We start from the raw sequence: 17,370 nt of genomic DNA, 5'->3' as shown, positions 1-17,370 counted from the left end.
TCTAAAAGCTGTACTATTGGCAAAAATACTTTACGATCGAGTTGTGAAGTTGCTAGAAAAAGAGGTACATATAAAGTAAGATCTAATTCTTTTAAAAGAAGGTTTAAGTGAGTCCTATCTAATTAAATATGATATGTGTGATATAAAAATATAAAATCACCCGGATGAGAACCTGCACCATGCAGTTGCACAGCAATATTAATTTAATCGATCCAAAAACTGGGCAGCGTTTTCCATCTGCACCAGACCAATCTGTAGTTCTGTCAAGTGTTCAAGCAGGATGGCGCAATCATCTGACTCTCGAAGTTCAGCGATTGAACCCTATGGAACTACCAGAACATTATATCGAAGGTCATCGATTGATTATTAATTTGGGAAGTTCGGTGCGTTTTGGCTGGCGAACAGGTGGGCGTACTCATGAAGCTATCCTCCCTCCAGGAGGATTTTGCTTGCAATCTAACGGTGAAACGAACGCGCCCTTTTGGCAAGATGAAATGACGGTGGCTGCAATTGCCATTAAGCCTGCGTTCATTGAAACCATCTTTGAAGACCGGACTCCGGATGCTATTGATACCTTTGCAGAACGGCGGTGTATCGAAGATGAATTAGCTTACAACTATGCTAGAGCACTCGCTTCCGAACTTGCCACACCAGGAGAGCCTCTCTACTCGGAAACACTATCACTTGCTTTTACGCTGCATTTATTAAACTGTCATAGCTGCAAAGCCAAAAAGCCGTTAAGCCCAAAAGGTAAATTGTCTGCAACCCAACTGCGTGATGCGATCGCAATAGCCCGAACACAACTTGGTGCAGAGCTAAACCTAAATACGCTTGCAAATGCAGCCCAAGTTTCTGAATTTCATTTTTCCCGCTTGTTCAAGAAAACAACAGGCATGGCACCCCATCAGTTTGTCCTGCGCTTGCGACTCGAACGAGCACAAGCACTGATTAAAACAGGTCAAATGCCCCTGTCAGAAGTTGCAGTTGCCGTTGGTTTTTTCGACCAGGCACACTTTACAAATGTCTTCAAGCGTGCTTTTGGCATGACTCCACGAGCTTTTGCTAAAGCGCTTTAAAAACTGAGCAAGATTTTCCAATTTTTTCCCGGTTGCGTCCTGGGATTATTGAGCTATCGGCGAACAACAAAGCCGACTCAAGCCATCAATCCAACAGTTAAAAACTAGAAAATCACAGGAAAAACCGCCATGCTTTCAGTTAAAAAATTTGCCTTAACAACACTTACACTGGCTTCTGTTAGTTTGTTGACTTTGCCCCAAATGAGCAATGCCTCACGGCAAAAAATTGGAGAATCTCCCATGCCTACTGTTACCGAAACCACGACAACAAATAAGATTACTGTCCGGAAAGTTCAGTTTCTCAGCCAGGGTACAAAAGTGGTAGGTAATCTCTATCTTCCTACAACTATGAGTCAAGGAGCAAAGCCCGCCGTTGTTGTGGTTGGTCCTCAGTCAAGCGTAAAAGAACAAGTGCCTGCAGTCTATGCTCGTCAATTAGCCAAAGAAGGATTTGTTGCCTTAACTTTCGACCATCGTACCTTTGGTGAAAGTTCAGGTGTACCCCGCCAGTTTGAAAACCCAGAAATGAAAGTTCAGGACATTCTCAATGCAGTCACATTTTTGCGAGCATTACCCGAAGTTAAGCAAAACTCCGTGGGTTTACTAGGTATTTGTTCGGGTGGTGGATACTCTGCCAAAGCTGCTGCAATGGATAAATCGATTAATGCTCTTGTGACTGTGGCAGGTTTCTATCACGATCCCCAAGTGATGCGTCAATGGCTTGGCGATAACTATGAAGCACGTATCAAAATGGGAAGAGAAGCACGTATTAAGTATGAAAAAACTGGTCAAATTGATTACATGACAAATGTTGACCCAAAAAACCAAAACGTGGCAATGCCCGGTCAGGAAGCTTATGATTATTACGGCACCTCACGTGGTTCTCAATCCGGTTGGGTAAATCGTTCAGCAGTGATGTTCTTTGAGCCTTTCTTACAATTTAATGCCATTAATGCAGGTCGTGACATAAAAGCTCCTACTTTAGTCATTCACTCGGATACCGCTTTAGTTCCAGATGGTGCGCGTCGCTTCTTTAATAGCATCCCAACCAAGCAGAAAAATCTACACTGGATGACGACAGAAAATCACATTGCATTTTACGACCAACCAGAGGTTGTGGAAGAAGCCGCAAGTAAGGCAACAGCATGGCTCAAACAAACTTTAGGTGTTTAAATCCATTGCACGGGATTCAGGTGATAGTAGCGCTTTAAGAGATCGTAGAGTGCTGGATGCTGATTCAATAATTGCTGAGGTTTTTCAAAAAACGTTTCAGTTGCTACGGCAAAAAATTCTGCGGGATTCGTTGCACCATAGCTATCAATTACAGTCTTGACTCCTTGTTGAACATCTTGACAAAATTGTTGATATTCTGCTGCCATTACCTTAGCCCAGATGGGATAATCTGATTTTTGGTGCAAAATAGGAACACCTTCTGCTTTACCATCCTCTTGATCTAACTGGTGGGCAAATTCATGCAAAACAACATTATGTCCATCTCTCCAGTTACTAGTATCTTGCTTCACTTGTTCCCAAGAAACTACTACTTGATCTCGACTCCACGATTCTCCCAATCTTGCTACACGCCTTTCTTCAACAACATAATCGCTCACTACAGTGGTTTCTTTTACTAAATAAGTACTTGGATAAATCAGAATTGAACGAAGTTTGGGGTAGTATTCTCCTCTATCATTTAGTAAAAGCAAGCAAGCGATCGCAGCAATAACTATCTTCATTTCTTGCGTTACCTGTAATCCTCCACAACCAATGAATTGTTTTTCTGCTAAGAACACTTGAATGTGTCCCTGCAACTGTCTTCGTTCTGCGGGAGAAAGGCGGAGGTAAATAGGAAGATTGTTCTCAATAATAGCGTTCCAAAGTGGAGGAAAAGGACGACGTTTGATACTGTTTCTGCGTTGTTTGGTTAGGAGTGGGCTAATGAAAATTCCCGTAAGAATTAACCCAACAATCAGAAAAACAATAACTGCTGCAATCATAAGACAACAACTTTTCGGACATCTTCTCATCGTAACTTTGCTTTGTGCTCTTTGTGTCTTCACAAGTAAAAATTATTTTGGAACCACAAGGACGCAAAGAAAATACTTGAAGCAACAACTACAGAATAGGTACAAGTAGCGGTAGAATTAATAGCCAACCCGCATCTATCACCATTATCAACGCCCATGCTCTGCGACTACCTGCAACTCATTCTGACAGCTCGCGTGTACGATGTTGCCCAAGAAACTCCACTGGAGTATGCTCCAAATCTATCCGCAAGATTAAATAACAAAGTTTTACTGAAGCGGGAAGATATGCAGTCAGTATTTTCCTTTAAGTTGCGAGGTGCTTATAATAAAATGGCAAATCTGCCACCGGATATGCTGGCACAAGGTGTCATTGCTGCGTCTGCAGGAAATCATGCCCAAGGTGTAGCCCTTGGTGCGCGGAAGCTGGGTACGCGGGCTATTATCGTTATGCCAGTCACCACACCCCAGGTGAAAGTAGATGCAGTTAAAGCCCGTGGGGGGGAAGTAGTGTTGCATGGAGACACCTACGATGATGCTTATGCTTTTGCCCGTCAATTAGAGATAGAAAAAGGGCTGACTTTTATTCACCCTTTTGACGATCCCTATGTAATTGCAGGACAGGGTACTATTGGAATGGAGATTTTACGGCAATGCCAGCAACCCATCCATGCCATTTTTGTGGCAATTGGAGGGGGAGGATTAATTTCTGGAATTGCAGCATATGTAAAACGGATACGTCCGGAAATTAAAATTATTGGTGTTGAACCAGTTGACGCTGATGCCATGCATCAATCGTTGAAAGCCGGAGAGCGGGTACGCTTACCCCAAGTGGGTTTATTTGCAGATGGTGTTGCAGTGCGACAAGTGGGTGAAGAAACTTTTAGTTTGTGTCAGCAGTATGTGGATGACATTATTTTGGTTGATACAGATGATACTTGTGCGGCCATTAAAGATGTGTTTGAGGATACGCGCTCTATTTTAGAACCCGCAGGTGCGTTGGCGATCGCTGCAGCCAAAGCCTATGTAGAAAGGGAACAAATCCAGGGACAAACATTAATTCCTGTTGCTTGCGGTGCTAACATGAACTTCGATCGCCTCCGCTTTGTAGCAGAACGAGCAGAGCTAGGCGAACGCCGTGAAGCTATCTTTGCTGTCACCATTCCTGAAGAACGAGGCAGCCTCCGCAAGTTTTGTGAATGTATGGGAAGACGCAATCTGACAGAGTTTAATTATCGCATTGCCGATGATAAGGAAGCACACATTTTTGTAGGCGTGCAAATTGAAAACCGCGCCGATGCAGCAAAGATGCTTGTAACTTTTAACGGTTGTGGGTTTAAAACCTTTGACTTAACGGATGACGAACTTACCAAATTGCACTTGCGACATATGGTAGGTGGGCGATCTTCCCTCGCACAAAACGAATTACTCTACCGTTTTGAGTTTCCCGAACGTCCCGGTGCGTTGATGAAATTTGTCAGTTCTATGAGTCCCGACTGGAATATTAGTTTGTTTCATTACCGCAATAATGGGTCAGATTACGGACGAATTGTTGTAGGAATGCAAGTCCCTCCTCATGAGATGGAAGAGTGGCAAGCGTTTCTTGATACCCTTGGCTACCGCTACTGGGATGAAAGTCAGAACCCTGCTTATAAACTGTTTTTGGGGTAGAGCGGCGATCGCTCCAGAGCTAAACTGTGCTGCCTTTAATTTTCTCATGTTGACCGCGAGGGAGAGGTGAGAACCGAAGAGTGGGGAAGGGTTTGACTCATTTTTCCCAAGCCTGGGAATTGGCAAATTGTATGCGCGACAGCTTACAGTATTAGAATGGATAGAGTAGATTAAGTACGCAGTGCTGGAATACAGTGGCAACGTATCAATCGTTACTCATGGCACTAGCAAAAAGATCGGTCATGACTAAACCGAGTGAAAACAAGGCGCAATGGGCAAACCTTGGCAGTGCTATATTTGCTTGATTCCAGCGGTCAACAAGCGCAGTTTGCCCCTTGGAGAAACCTGGAAGCTGGCACAGCTACAGAATGGAGGTAAAAGAGCGCATGGCGCAGCAGCAAGTAACGGAACAACTTTTTGCGGGTAAGGGCGAAATGGCAATGCGGATGCGATCGCACGATTGGTCAAAAACGTCATTGGGTGCAGTCGAAACCTGGTCGCAAAGTCTGAAAACTGCTGTCCGCATTATGCTCACTTCCAGCCAACCGATGTGGGTATGGTGGGGTGAAGAATTGCTAAACCTTTACAACGATGCTTACAGACCGATTATGGGCGGTAAGCATCCGGCAATGTTTGCCCGTCCCGCTTCTGAAGTATGGCGGGAGATCTGGGATGAAGTCGGACCGAGAGCAGAATCCACAATGCTCAACAATGAGGGAACTTACGACGAATCGCTGTTGCTGATTATGGAGCGCAACGGTTACCCAGAAGAAACTTACTATACGTTTTCCTATAGTCCCATTCCTGACGATCGCGGGAATCCGGGGGGCATTATTTGTGCTAATACAGACGACACAAAGCGCATTATTGGAGAGCGCCAACTCGCTCTCCTGCAAGAACTGGCAGCCCGGACTGCGGATGCACGAACATTCGACGAAGCTTGTGTACTGAGCGCCAGATGCCTGGAAACCAATCTTTACGACCTCCCCTTTGCGATGATTTATCTGGTCGATCTGGAGCAGCAGCGTGTTGTTTTAGCTGGAACCAGTGGTATTGACCGCAACCACCCTGCCGTTCCGGAAACGGTTCATCTCAATTCTGATTCAGCTTGGTCGTTTGCACAAGTCATTCAAACTCAGAAGCCAGTCCGGATCGCCGATTTGGTCTCGGTGTTTGGCAATTTACCCACAGGGGCTTGGAACCGACCGCCGCATCAAGCCGTAGTTGTCCCAATTGCACCTTCTGGTGAAACGGGGCGCTCCGGCTTATTAGTGGCTGGTTTGAACCCACTGAGACTTTTTGATGATACCTACCACAGCTTTATTAATTTAGTGGCTGGGCAAATTTCAGCAAGTATCGCCAATGCCAATGCCTATGAAGAAGAACGAAAACGTGCCGAAGCACTGGCAGAAATCGATCGTGCTAAAACTACATTTTTCAGTAATGTCAGCCACGAATTTCGCACACCCTTAACACTGATGCTCAGTCCCCTCGAAGAACTCACCAACACGCTCAACGAACGCCTGCAACCTGACGAGAGGGAACAGCTACAACTTATCCAGCGTAACGGTTTGCGCCTGCAAAAGTTAGTTAATACATTGCTAGATTTCTCGCGGATTGAAGCCGGACGCATTCAAGCCCTGTATGAACCCACCGATCTGGCAGCGTTTACTGCAGAATTAGTGAGTGTGTTTCGCTCGTTGATTGAACGAGCGGGAATGACGTTGGCGCTCGATTGTCCCCCATTGTCGGAACCCGTGTATGTGGATCGAGAAATGTGGGAGAAAATCGTGTTTAATCTGATGTCCAATGCATTTAAGTTTACGTTTTCTGGGAGTATCACCGTTCGATTGCAGCCTTTGGGTCGTTCCGTTGAATTGAGGGTTACAGATACAGGTGTTGGTATTCCTGAAACTGAATTACCTCGATTATTTGAACGATTTCATCGGGTAAGTGGAACGCGATCGCGAACTTATGAAGGGTCTGGAATTGGACTTGCTTTAGTTCAACAACTCGTTAAACTCCATGGCGGAACAATTCACGTTACAAGTCAGGTTGACTGCGGTACGACGTTTACAATCTCCCTTCCCTTTGGCTCGGCTCATTTACCTCCCGAACGTTTGCGACGTGCTGAAGGCAAAGGACTTGAGGCTACTCGCACCCTCACATCAACTGCATTAGGAGCAGATCCCTATGTGCTTGAAGCGTCGCGCTGGCTACCAGAAAGTAATTTTGGATTGCCGATTTTAGATTTTGCTTTAGAAGACAACCGGGGTGAATTCAACTTTTCATCCTTAAACAAAGCCCATCAATCTAAAATCCTTTTGGTTGATGACAATGCCGATATGCGGGATTATGTGAAGCGATTATTGAGTCAGTACTGGGACGTAGAAACCGTTAGTGATGGCTTAGAAGCCCTGGAATTCATTGCTCGGCAGCTTCCCGATCTGGTACTGAGTGATGTAATGATGCCCAGACTTGATGGATTTGGGTTGCTCCGGGAACTCCGTACCAATTCACGTACCAAAGAAATTCCGATTATTCTGTTATCGGCTCGTGCTGGAGAAGAGTCACGCATTGAAGGATTGGAAGCAGGAGCCGATGATTACTTGATCAAGCCCTTTTCAGCCCGTGAGTTGTTGGCGCGGGTGGAGTCAAATTTAAAACTGGCGCAATTACGACAAGCAGCAGCCCAGCAGGAACAGGCATTGCGGATGGAGGTACAAGCTGCAAAAGACAGCCTGGAAAGTGTTTTAACGCGAATTGCCGACCAATTTTTAGGATTAGATCGGGAATGGCGTTACACTTATGTCAACGAGCAAGTAACACAGGTTACTGGTATACCTAGGGAAAACCTTTTAGGCAGGAGGATTTGGGAAGTTTTCCCGGATACCACAGAAACCCAGTTTTATACAGAAGTCCATCGCGCTTTAGCGGAGCAAGTACCCGTTCAGTTTGAGTACTTCTACCGCAGATGGAACCGATGGTTTGAAAACCACGTTTATCCATCTACCAACGGTGTTTCTATCATAGTAACTGAAATTACCGAGCGCAAACAAGCTGAAGCTGCCTTGCAGCAGCGAGAAGCAGAACTGAGACTGATCACAGATGCAGTTCCCGTTTTAATTTCTTTTATCGATTCCGAGCAGCGATACCGCTTTAACAGCCAAAAGTACGAAGAGTGGTTTGGGCAACCTGTCACCGCAATTTATGGCAAGCCCATGTGGGAGGTATTGGGTGACACGGCTTATGAAAGGGTTCGCCCCTATGTGGAGCAAGTGTTGAGCGGAGAGCAAGTCACCTATGAAAGCGAGGTAGCTTATCAGTATGGTGGCACCCGCTATATCTATGCCACTTACGTTCCCCGGTTTGACAATCGGGGTAACGTCGAAGGATTTGTTGCATTAGTCAATGATATTAGCAACCTCAAACAGGTAGAAATCGCCTTACGGAAAAGTGAGGAGCGCTTAAAAGTAGCTCAATTGGCTGCCAAAATCGGAGCTTGGGATTGGGACTTAGCAACAGGCAGCGTATTTTGGTCAGAAGAATACTACACTCTTTATGGACTCGATCCCTCAATTCCATCCACCTATGAGAACTGGTTAGCCACTGTCATAGAATCAGATCGAGAAAATGCCGATCGATCTGTGCGGGAAGCCTTGCAGCAACAGCAAAGCCACCTTAACTTTGAGTTTCGGATTTGTCATCCCACCCAGGGAATCCGATGGTTTGGTTTCCTCAGTCAAATTTTTTACAATTCCAATGGGAAGCCTCAACGCGCCATTGGAATCTCAATAGACATTACCGATCGCAAGGCAGCCGAAACCGAACGCGAACAACTGTTGGCCCGCGAACAAGCAGCCCGCGAGCAAGCGGAAACTGCCAATCGCATTAAAGATGAATTCTTGGCAGTATTATCTCATGAGTTGCGATCGCCTCTCAACCCGATTCTCGGCTGGTCAAAACTTCTACAAATTGGCAATCTGGACGCAGCCCAAACCACTCAGGCATTAGCAACGATCGAACGCAACGCCAAACTGCAATCGGAATTAATTGAAGATTTGCTAGATGTTTCCCGGATTCTGCAAGGCAAACTCACCCTCAACGTTACAGCAGTCAGTTTAACTCCAATTCTTAGAGCTGCGATTGAGACAGTGCGACTGGCAGCAGAAGCCAAATTAATTAAGATCGAGACAAACTTGAGTGCTAATCTGGGACAGATATTGGGGGACGCGACTCGCTTGCAGCAAATCATCTGGAATCTGCTCTCCAACGCAGTCAAGTTTACACCTGAAGGCGGTCGCGTTAAGGTGCAGTTAGAACCAGTTGACAACCAAGCACAAATTACCGTTGTGGATACTGGTAAAGGCATTCCTGCTAACTTTTTGCCCTACGTATTTGATTATTTTCGCCAAGCAGACGGTTCAACGACTCGCCAATTTGGTGGGTTGGGGTTGGGGCTAGCGATTGTACGTCACCTCGTCGAACTGCATGGCGGTACAATTTGTGCAGCTAGTCGGGGTGAAGGACTCGGCGCGACTTTCACAGTTAGACTTCCACTCATACCGATTCAGCCAATGGTTGAGCCAGCCGATAATTTATCAGAGCAAGCCCTTGATTTAAGCGGGGTGCAAGTTTTGCTTGTGGATGACGAAGCCGACTCAAGGGACTTTATCTCCTTTGTACTGGAGCAAGCTGGAGCAAAAGTGATTGCAGCTACGACTGCAGGCGAAGCCTTTGCTGCGTTCACTCAATCCCATCCGGATGCGATTCTCAGTGACATTGGTATGCCTGATATGGATGGTTATATGTTGCTCCAACAGATTCGAGCATTGCCAGTAGAACAAATGGGACAAATCCCGGCGCTCGCCTTGACTGCCTACGCTGGAGATTTCAATCAGCAAAAAGCCCTACAAGCTGGATTTCAACAGCATTTAGCGAAACCTGTAGAGCCGGAGGTGTTGGTTGCGGCGATCGCAAATCTAGTCAAACGCAATTCGCTTTGATATGTCCGAATTAGATTGGTAGCAGCCCCATTGAGTGAAACTATTGAAAGAGGCGTGATGACTGACTTGGAAGCTGGTATACGCCTTAACCGTCTTCAAGTTGATAGCTTACAGGTAGCAATTGACCTGATTTTAGGAACAGGGTTGATGGCAATGCGTAGCATTCTAGAAGGACGGACAGAGCCAGATTACCCAGAACAAATTGCTAAAGTCATTCTCAAAACCCTCGGGGTTGCTGATGCTGAGGCTCATGCGATCGCTTTTAAATTTTTACAGCCCCTGTAAGCTAATAGAATTGCCATGATTTTTAATTGCCAAGGAAGATCGATCCTAAGTATCAGTAAAACTTACCTGAGATTGTAAATGCAGCCCAGTAGAAGGGGTGCTCGTAAAGCTTATTTTCAGGTGGCAATTTACTGCTTCTATATAACTCTGTTGCTAAATTAGCTCTAATTGTGGTTCCTTCTCTATCCAACGTATTCAGTGTTTCTTCATACCACTTTTTCAGTTCCCCTGCTGTCACATTTCTAAGCCATTGTGTTGCTTCTAATAATGCCGTTGCGACTGGTAGATCGCGTATTAGCCTTCGATAAAACTCGATCATCACTAAAGCACTGGCTGATGATTCTACATTCCAAAGAGTGCTGACGACATAATCAACTCCTTGGTTTAACAAAGTGTTGACTAAACCCACATACTCAGTTGAGATTGTTGAATTCCCAGGGATTGCTATTTCACAAGTAGAAAGGGTCAATAAATTATATTTTGCAATATTCTTTTGACAAATTTCTTCTATCGTTAATCTGTCTTCACCTGCTAAAAAGAATTCTGATTCTTGAGGCTGATTGAAATTATCGGTGACATATCCAGTAAAATGAAATATGTTGTAATCACCAGTTAATACTTTTTCTACTTGTTTTTTTGTAGCTTGCAAACCTTGAATGCGTTTGCAGCGATGAAACATTTGAGCGATCGCTTCCGATTCAAGTTTGGCAAATGCCAGGGCAGAATTGTTAGGACTATCTGGATTTTCAACACTTAGAAGTGGGAGACTTTGTACTCGCCATAGAGGTTGCGATTTCAAAGATAATCCTACTTGTACGCTAGGCAAATATGTCAGCGTAAAACTAGCTTGTGTTTGTTGTTGGGATTTTTCTAAAGGAGAAGAAATTTGAAAAAGAGCATGAAGGGGAAATCTGTGTAAATCGCGATGAGGAATGAGAATTAGATGGGTAATGTCTTCTAACTCATTAATAACTGCAGAGATGTTTAAAATACCTTTTAGCTTTAACAATCTCTGTTCCATACTTGCTAGCCAAGAGTGATGGCTTTCATTTTGTGCTTCAGGATTTGGATTGCGATATTCCCGCTCGTGTTGATTCCAATCTTCCAACCACTCCTCGAACTCAACCAAACGTTTTATTGCTTCGGGTAAAGGTTTTTCTTCCGTCGCTTCTACATTAAGTACGGGTGTAAAAACGGGTATTGGTTCTGGGGATTTATATTTGATGATAAAAGTTCGCAGGGTGCAAGGGCTAATATGCCAGTAAATAATAGCAGTTGTTGGGTTAAGAAGGTCGTGAATCGAACGATAGCTAGGCGAAAGAATTTCATTTTTCCAACCAGAACGAAGCCAAGTTATACAAGCATTTTTATGGTATTCTGCAAGTTCTAAGGATTGTGCAATTTCACCAAACTGTATAGCTATATCAATTGCCAATTGCCAAAAACCTATATTTCTAAGACATAGATCTTTTTTACTCTCATTAGAACGAGTCGGTTCATTTAAATATTCTTGTAATAACGCTATGGCATATTGATTAAATTCTTGTGCTTCAGATGGTTGTTCTAGTCCTATGTATGTTTTAACTATGTTTTGCACAACCTCTAAATGCAATTGAGGAAAATCATCTGCTGTTAAGGCTTTTAAGGAGAGATCGTACTCAGTAATAGCTTGTTGCCAATAAGGACGGGGTACAGTATCTCTCCTTCCTTTCTCATAATAAGCATTACCCAGTGCTAAACACAGTCTACCCCAACCTTCAGCATGGGTAGATGGCAAAACGTATTTCAGACCTTCTTGATAACTTGCTAATTTTCCTTCATATCCACGTGCGTACAAAGAAGGATTTGCTGCTGCTATATTAGTTGGAATTGTGTGAGAGTCATTATGAACGGCACTTCCTGCAGCAGCACCACGCCCAATCCAAGCCTCCCAATAATCAATTTTGATTTCTAAAGCGCGATCGTAAGAGGCGATCGCTTCTTCAAATTTCCCTATATAAAACAGTGCGACTGCGCGATTATACCAAGCTAGATAAAAGCTCGGGTTAATCTCTACAGCTTTGTCATAAGATGGTATGGAATCTTCACGGCGTCCCAAGTTTTCCAAAGCGACAGCACGGTTAAACCAAGCTAAGTAAAAGTCTGGTTTAATTTCTAGGGCTTGTTCCCAAGAGGAGATTGCTTCATCCCAGTGTCCCAGACTTGCGAGGACAACTCCTTTATCAATCCAAACTTCATATGCACCGGGTTGTAGTTCTGCCGCTCGCTCGTAAGATGCTATTGCTTGTTCTTTTTTCCCTAATTTTTCCAACGCGCTTCCCAAGGCGTACCATGCATCATAAAAATCTGGTTGAATATTGGTTGCTTGCTCTAAACTGGCAACTGCATCTTCATAGCGCTCCAAATTAGACAGTTCTATACCCCTGTTGTACCAAGCTTCATAAAAATCTGGTTGAATTTCTATAGCTCTATCGTAAGAAGCGATCGCATCATTTCTTCGTTCCCCATGAGCGAGTGCAATTCCTCGATAATACCAATTTTCCTGGTCTTCTGGTTGCAACACCAAAGCTCGATCGAAACTAGCAACAGCTTCTGTTGGATAACCTAACTTGAGTAATGCCGCAGCTCGGCTCGACCAAGCTTCTGGGTAATCGAACTTAATTTCTATAGCTTCGTCGAAGCAGGCGATTGCATCCTCATATTGTCCCATCTCACCGAAAATTCCGCCTCGGTAGTACCAGCATTTGTAAAAGTCGGGTTTCAATGCGATTGCGCGATCGTAAGATGCAAGCGCTTCAGTAAAATTTTCTAGATAAAAAAGTGTCAACCCCCTGTTAAACCAATACTCATGGGAGGTTGGGTTAATTTCAATCGCCTTATTGTAATATGTAATTGCTTCTGCTAAACTACCCGCTTTGGCTGCAGCCAGACCCTGGTAGAACAATGCTTGAGATCTTTCCTCTGCCAAATGCAATTGTTCGTTCGCTAAATTTGTATTAACTGATGGTTCAGTCGATTGAATTCCGAGATCGGTAGCCAGTTGCTGTACTAAATTCGTACTTTGCTCCAACCTTACCAACAACTCATCCAGTGTTCCCGCCACAGTTGGCTGTAGAGGCTCATTTTCCGATTGCTCTATTGAAGCTGCTTGTTGGTTTTGCTCCAACCATGCTTGTTCTCCAGCATTAGGGCTAGGTTCATAATTGGTAGGTGTAATTTTTGTATCTGCTCTTGTGAACTCCCAAACTAAATCATTGGAACTGCTTGTTGGCTGTCGCGGTATCAAATTTGATGCATCTACAGGTGTTTTTGTTTCCGTGTATTCCGTGTAATTGCTATCTGAATGTTCTTCTTGCGAATTTTGTACAAATTCTTCTACAGGAGTCAGACGAGCTGTTGCGATCGCGGTTTCAGTATTTTGTCTATCTGTATCCCAGTACGGATTGCCCAAATTACGTGTTAATACTCGTATTCCAATATCGTAGGAAAGCTCTCCAATTGTGCCAATCCCAAGTTCTCCTAGTTGCACCATCCGTTCTGCGAGCTGATTGTTTGGTGCAGGTGAGGTTAAAAGTCGCTCTCCAAAGTCCAGCAACCAATCTATCCAGCGTTCAAGAGAAATCCGATTTTCCATCCTTTGGAGATACTTGATTGCCCATTGCTGTCCTCTTGCTTGATAGACACCTTCTAAAAGCTGGGTAAACAAAAATTCCAAATCCGCGTTAGTGAGTTCGGGTAGCGGTTGCAGTACCGTCCTTTCCCCTTTTGGTTGAGTAGAACGAGTCTGCTTTTTTCCAAAGGGATATTTGAAAATTTTGTTAAACCATCTTATCAGCCACTTGAGCATTTCGGGGACTCTTGGGTGTTTCTCATTATAAACTTATAGCGGTGTTAAAAGAGTTCTGAGTTAAGTAAAAAATCATTGAAATTCCATAATTTTTAGTGTTTTTTTGCCTACTAACCAGTACTAGTATGGCATGACATAAATAGACTACCCTTGAAAAATCTGGAAAAACTTGTTTTACCAGCTTTTGCGGCTTCAGCCCTCTACCTTCTTAGTTCTGAACTCACGTGTTAGAAGTTCAATACTTTTTTGTTACAGCAATACCACGAACTTACAATCTTACGTCATAAAGGACATAATTCTTGTTAAGAAAGCAACAAATGTGTTATTTTTTTATGTCCCTGGAATTGCTCTTCGTCTGATGGTGCATGAGTTTCTGTTAGAAGGAGTGGTATGAAATTATGCTTCTGCTTGATTTGTATTAGATTGAGCAGATGCCTGAAATTGATTTAACAATTCTTGGATAATAACCTCTGGATCGTCTGTTTGAGTTCCTAATTGCTGGGCAATTTGTTGGCGGAGATTTTCATCCTGTTGTAACATTTCTAGCAGTTGGTCTAACGTAACAGCTTGATATTCACCTTCAGGTAAATTTTCTCCATCTTCAGACACATCTTTATTTTCCGTTGAGGTTTGAGTAGATTCTACAGAATTTTGGCTAACAGCATCCTGCCCGTCATATTCCCAGATGGGCTCGCCAGAGTTGCGCGTTAACAAATTCATTCCAATATCATAAGCAAGATCTCCAACGGCTCCAACTTCTGACTCTCCTAGTTGTATCATTCGGGAAGCTAACTCGTTGTTAGGTGAAGGTGATGCTAGCAATTTCTCACCAAAGCGTTGTAACCACTCCACCCAACGCTCAGTTGGAACGCGGTGTTCAATATTATGCAGCCATTTTTGAGCCCAGGCTTGCCCTCGAGCTTGATGGACACCTTCTAGTAGCTGAGTAAAGAGAAATTCCAAATCTGTATCTGTCAGGGGTGGAGGTGGCTGTTTTTGAGCATGAGTCTCTACTTCGGCTGGTGTGTGTTTCCCGCCAAATAAGCGTTGAAATAACTTTTTAAAGAACTGAACTAGCCGATTGAACATCTCCCGCACCCATAAGTGTTGGTGGTTACCCTAAGATTGTAGCGATGTATAGAGAAAGCAGCTACGCGTTTACTAGCTGAACTCCTTACGCTGACTCGTTTAATAACGATATCTCATTTAATAACCACTCTTCGATTTACTCAATGCCCATTTGCCTAATGGCTGCGATCGTCCAATGAAAAACATTTACAGGTTTTTTCTTTTCAGTCTTACAGCAATATGGTATACTTGTACTATAAGCAAAACTTTTGTGTACTAACTTGAGTTTATACATTTAAAATGTTGTGACGGCTTCACGAACCAACCTCCACCGAGAGTGCGGTATACAGTGAGGCTGTAAATAAATTTGTCCATCCCAAACTCTATTGGGTGTTACTCGTCTGTATTAACAAACAAGGCATAGACATTGCAAATCCATGTCCTACGAACCGCTGCACCATAAGTATCGCCCAAAGAGTTTTGCTGAATTGGTAGGGCAAGAAGCAATCACCACCACCCTAACCAACGCCATTCGTGCAGCTAAAATTGCCCCTGCTTACTTATTTACCGGACCTAGAGGGACTGGAAAAACTTCCAGCGCCCGGATTTTGGCAAAATCTCTCAATTGTCTTAAGACTGACAAACCCACAGCCGAGCCATGTGGGGTCTGCAATATTTGTCAAGGAATCACCAAAGGGTATTCTTTAGATGTCATTGAAATAGACGCCGCCAGCAACACTGGTGTCGAAAATGTCAGAGATATGATAGAAAAGGCACAATTCGCCCCAGTTCAGTGCCGCTATAAAGTTTATGCGATTGATGAGTGTCATATGCTCAGTACTGCAGCGTTCAATGCGCTACTGAAGACACTAGAAGAGCCACCCAAACACGTTGTCTTTGTCCTTGCAACAACCGATCCACAACGGGTATTACCAACAATCATTTCCCGATGTCAGCGATTTGACTTTCGGAGAATCAATTTAGAGGCGATGGAAAAGCATTTGAACCACATCGCCTATCAAGAAAAAATTAATATTTCTCCAGAATCCGTCACGTTGATAGCTCAAATTTCCCAAGGAGGGCTGCGGGACGCCGAAAGCCTCCTCGACCAGTTAAGCTTGTTAACTGGTGAAATTACCCCCGAACGAGTTTGGGATTTAGTTGGTTCAGTTAGCGAATGGGATTTATTGTATTTACTGAATGCGATCGCATCCAACAACCCCGAAGCAGTTCTAGATTATACACGTAAAATTCTAGATCGAGGTCGAGAACCCTTAATTGTTCTGCAAAACCTTGCCGCATTTTACCGAGATTTATTGATTGCCAAAACGGCACCAAATCGTGAAGATCTAGTGACTTGTACCCCTCAAACGTGGCAAGCACTGATTGATTTTGCCCAAGAATTTGAAATAGGAACAATCTTAGCAGCACAGCAACTCTTGCGAACCACTGAAGTACAACTCAAAAACACTACCCAACCACGTTTGTGGTTAGAGGTAACATTACTAGGATTGTTACCCTCAGCAAATCTTGGAACGCAACAAATACCTCAGCAAAATGGTAGAGGATATACACCCACTGCTAGAATCATAACCCCAACCCCATCAGCCAATCCCGCACCCCCTCCAGCAGCCAATCCCGCACCCCCTCCATCAGCCAATCCCGCACCCCCTCCATCAGCCAATCCCGCAACCCCCCAATCTGCCCATACCTCATCCCATGAACCCCAAACAGTAGGAGAGACAGAATACGATATCAATCAAGTGTGGCAGCAAGTCCTCGCGAACCTTCAACCTATTTCAAGACGAGAGATATTGCGTCAAATGTGCCATCTCATAGAATTTGATGGAACTTCAGCACGCGTTGCGATCAAACAAGCTTGGTATCAGAAAATACAAGCAGATAAACCTAAAATTTCAGATGCTTTTAAAGTAACTTTTAACACAGATATCCAGGTCAACATAGAAATAGCAACGTCCTCAACTTCTACCCCATCTCAAACTTCCTCTTCTTCAAAAAAGCCAACAGCATCTTCTCCTCCCCCTGTCAGTCACAAATCACCCCCCACTTCCCCATCTCCTGAGCCTCCCACACCCACTGCACCAGATACACCACCCTCCCAAACCATTCAACCAAACAAAACACCGACTCCAAAAACGGAATCGGTGACAAATGCAAAAACCGCGCAAAATATTCCTCCACCCCAAGCCTCAAATCCACCTCCAGTTTCCATAACACCTTGGGAAACAGATGAAGGAGCGATTGCCGCTCAACGGTTAGCTCAATTTTTTGATGGAGAAGTCATTAGATTGACAGATGATACTGAACTACGCGATTTAGGTCCTTTATCTCAGTGGGATGATGAATCAGAAGTTGATGATGAGTTTTAGCTAATA

Annotated in this window: 9 protein-coding genes; 6 read left to right on the top strand and 3 right to left on the bottom strand. The window is 44.1% G+C overall.

The window, feature by feature from the left end; genetic code table 11:
• Nucleotides 1-164 precede the first annotated feature (164 nt).
• Entirely contained in the window at nucleotides 165-1,076 is a 912-nt protein-coding gene (locus tag AB0756_RS34890; RefSeq protein ID WP_082051637.1) for a helix-turn-helix transcriptional regulator, read from the top strand.
• 129 nt (nucleotides 1,077-1,205) lie between these two features.
• Complete coding sequence (locus tag AB0756_RS34885) at nucleotides 1,206-2,249, top strand: alpha/beta hydrolase (RefSeq protein ID WP_050045447.1); 1,044 nt, start codon at nucleotides 1,206-1,208, stop codon at nucleotides 2,247-2,249.
• On the opposite strand, the gene AB0756_RS34880 is transcribed toward AB0756_RS34885, so the two are convergent.
• A complete protein-coding gene (locus AB0756_RS34880) occupies nucleotides 2,246-3,070 on the bottom strand; it encodes a M90 family metallopeptidase (protein WP_038084013.1) in 825 nt (274 codons plus the stop codon). The two genes, AB0756_RS34885 and AB0756_RS34880, sit on opposite strands and share 4 nt — an antisense overlap.
• A 186-nt stretch (nucleotides 3,071-3,256) precedes the next feature.
• On the opposite strand from AB0756_RS34880, the gene ilvA reads away from it, so the two are divergent.
• From ilvA to AB0756_RS34865, 3 genes are all read left to right on the top strand, one after another.
• Entirely contained in the window at nucleotides 3,257-4,768 is a 1,512-nt protein-coding gene (gene ilvA / locus AB0756_RS34875; RefSeq protein WP_038084010.1) for a threonine ammonia-lyase, biosynthetic, read from the top strand.
• A 368-nt stretch (nucleotides 4,769-5,136) separates the two neighbouring features.
• Entirely contained in the window at nucleotides 5,137-9,774 is a 4,638-nt protein-coding gene (locus AB0756_RS34870) for an ATP-binding protein (protein WP_408104037.1), read from the top strand.
• A gap of 30 nt (nucleotides 9,775-9,804) precedes the next feature.
• A complete protein-coding gene (locus tag AB0756_RS34865) occupies nucleotides 9,805-10,059 on the top strand; it encodes a hypothetical protein (RefSeq protein ID WP_202048697.1) in 255 nt (84 codons plus the stop codon).
• A gap of 52 nt (nucleotides 10,060-10,111) precedes the next feature.
• Here AB0756_RS34865 and AB0756_RS34860 read toward each other — a convergent pair whose 3' ends face one another.
• Nucleotides 10,112-13,906, bottom strand: coding sequence for a tetratricopeptide repeat protein (locus tag AB0756_RS34860; RefSeq protein WP_038084008.1), 3,795 nt, complete (start codon nucleotides 13,904-13,906; stop codon nucleotides 10,112-10,114).
• 396 nt (nucleotides 13,907-14,302) lie between these two features.
• Nucleotides 14,303-14,995, bottom strand: coding sequence for a hypothetical protein (locus tag AB0756_RS34855; RefSeq protein ID WP_038084005.1), 693 nt, complete (start codon nucleotides 14,993-14,995; stop codon nucleotides 14,303-14,305).
• Nucleotides 14,996-15,411: 416 nt separating this feature from the next.
• On the opposite strand from AB0756_RS34855, the gene AB0756_RS34850 reads away from it, so the two are divergent.
• Nucleotides 15,412-17,364, top strand: a complete 1,953-nt coding sequence (locus AB0756_RS34850; protein WP_167844847.1) for a DNA polymerase III subunit gamma/tau — start codon at nucleotides 15,412-15,414, stop codon at nucleotides 17,362-17,364.
• Nucleotides 17,365-17,370 lie beyond the last annotated feature (6 nt).

It is taken from the genome of Tolypothrix campylonemoides VB511288_2, assembly GCF_045999855.1.
GTDB lineage: Bacteria > Cyanobacteriota > Cyanobacteriia > Cyanobacteriales > Nostocaceae > Scytonema > Scytonema bouteillei_A.
This window is presented reverse-complemented; position numbering and strand designations above follow the sequence as displayed.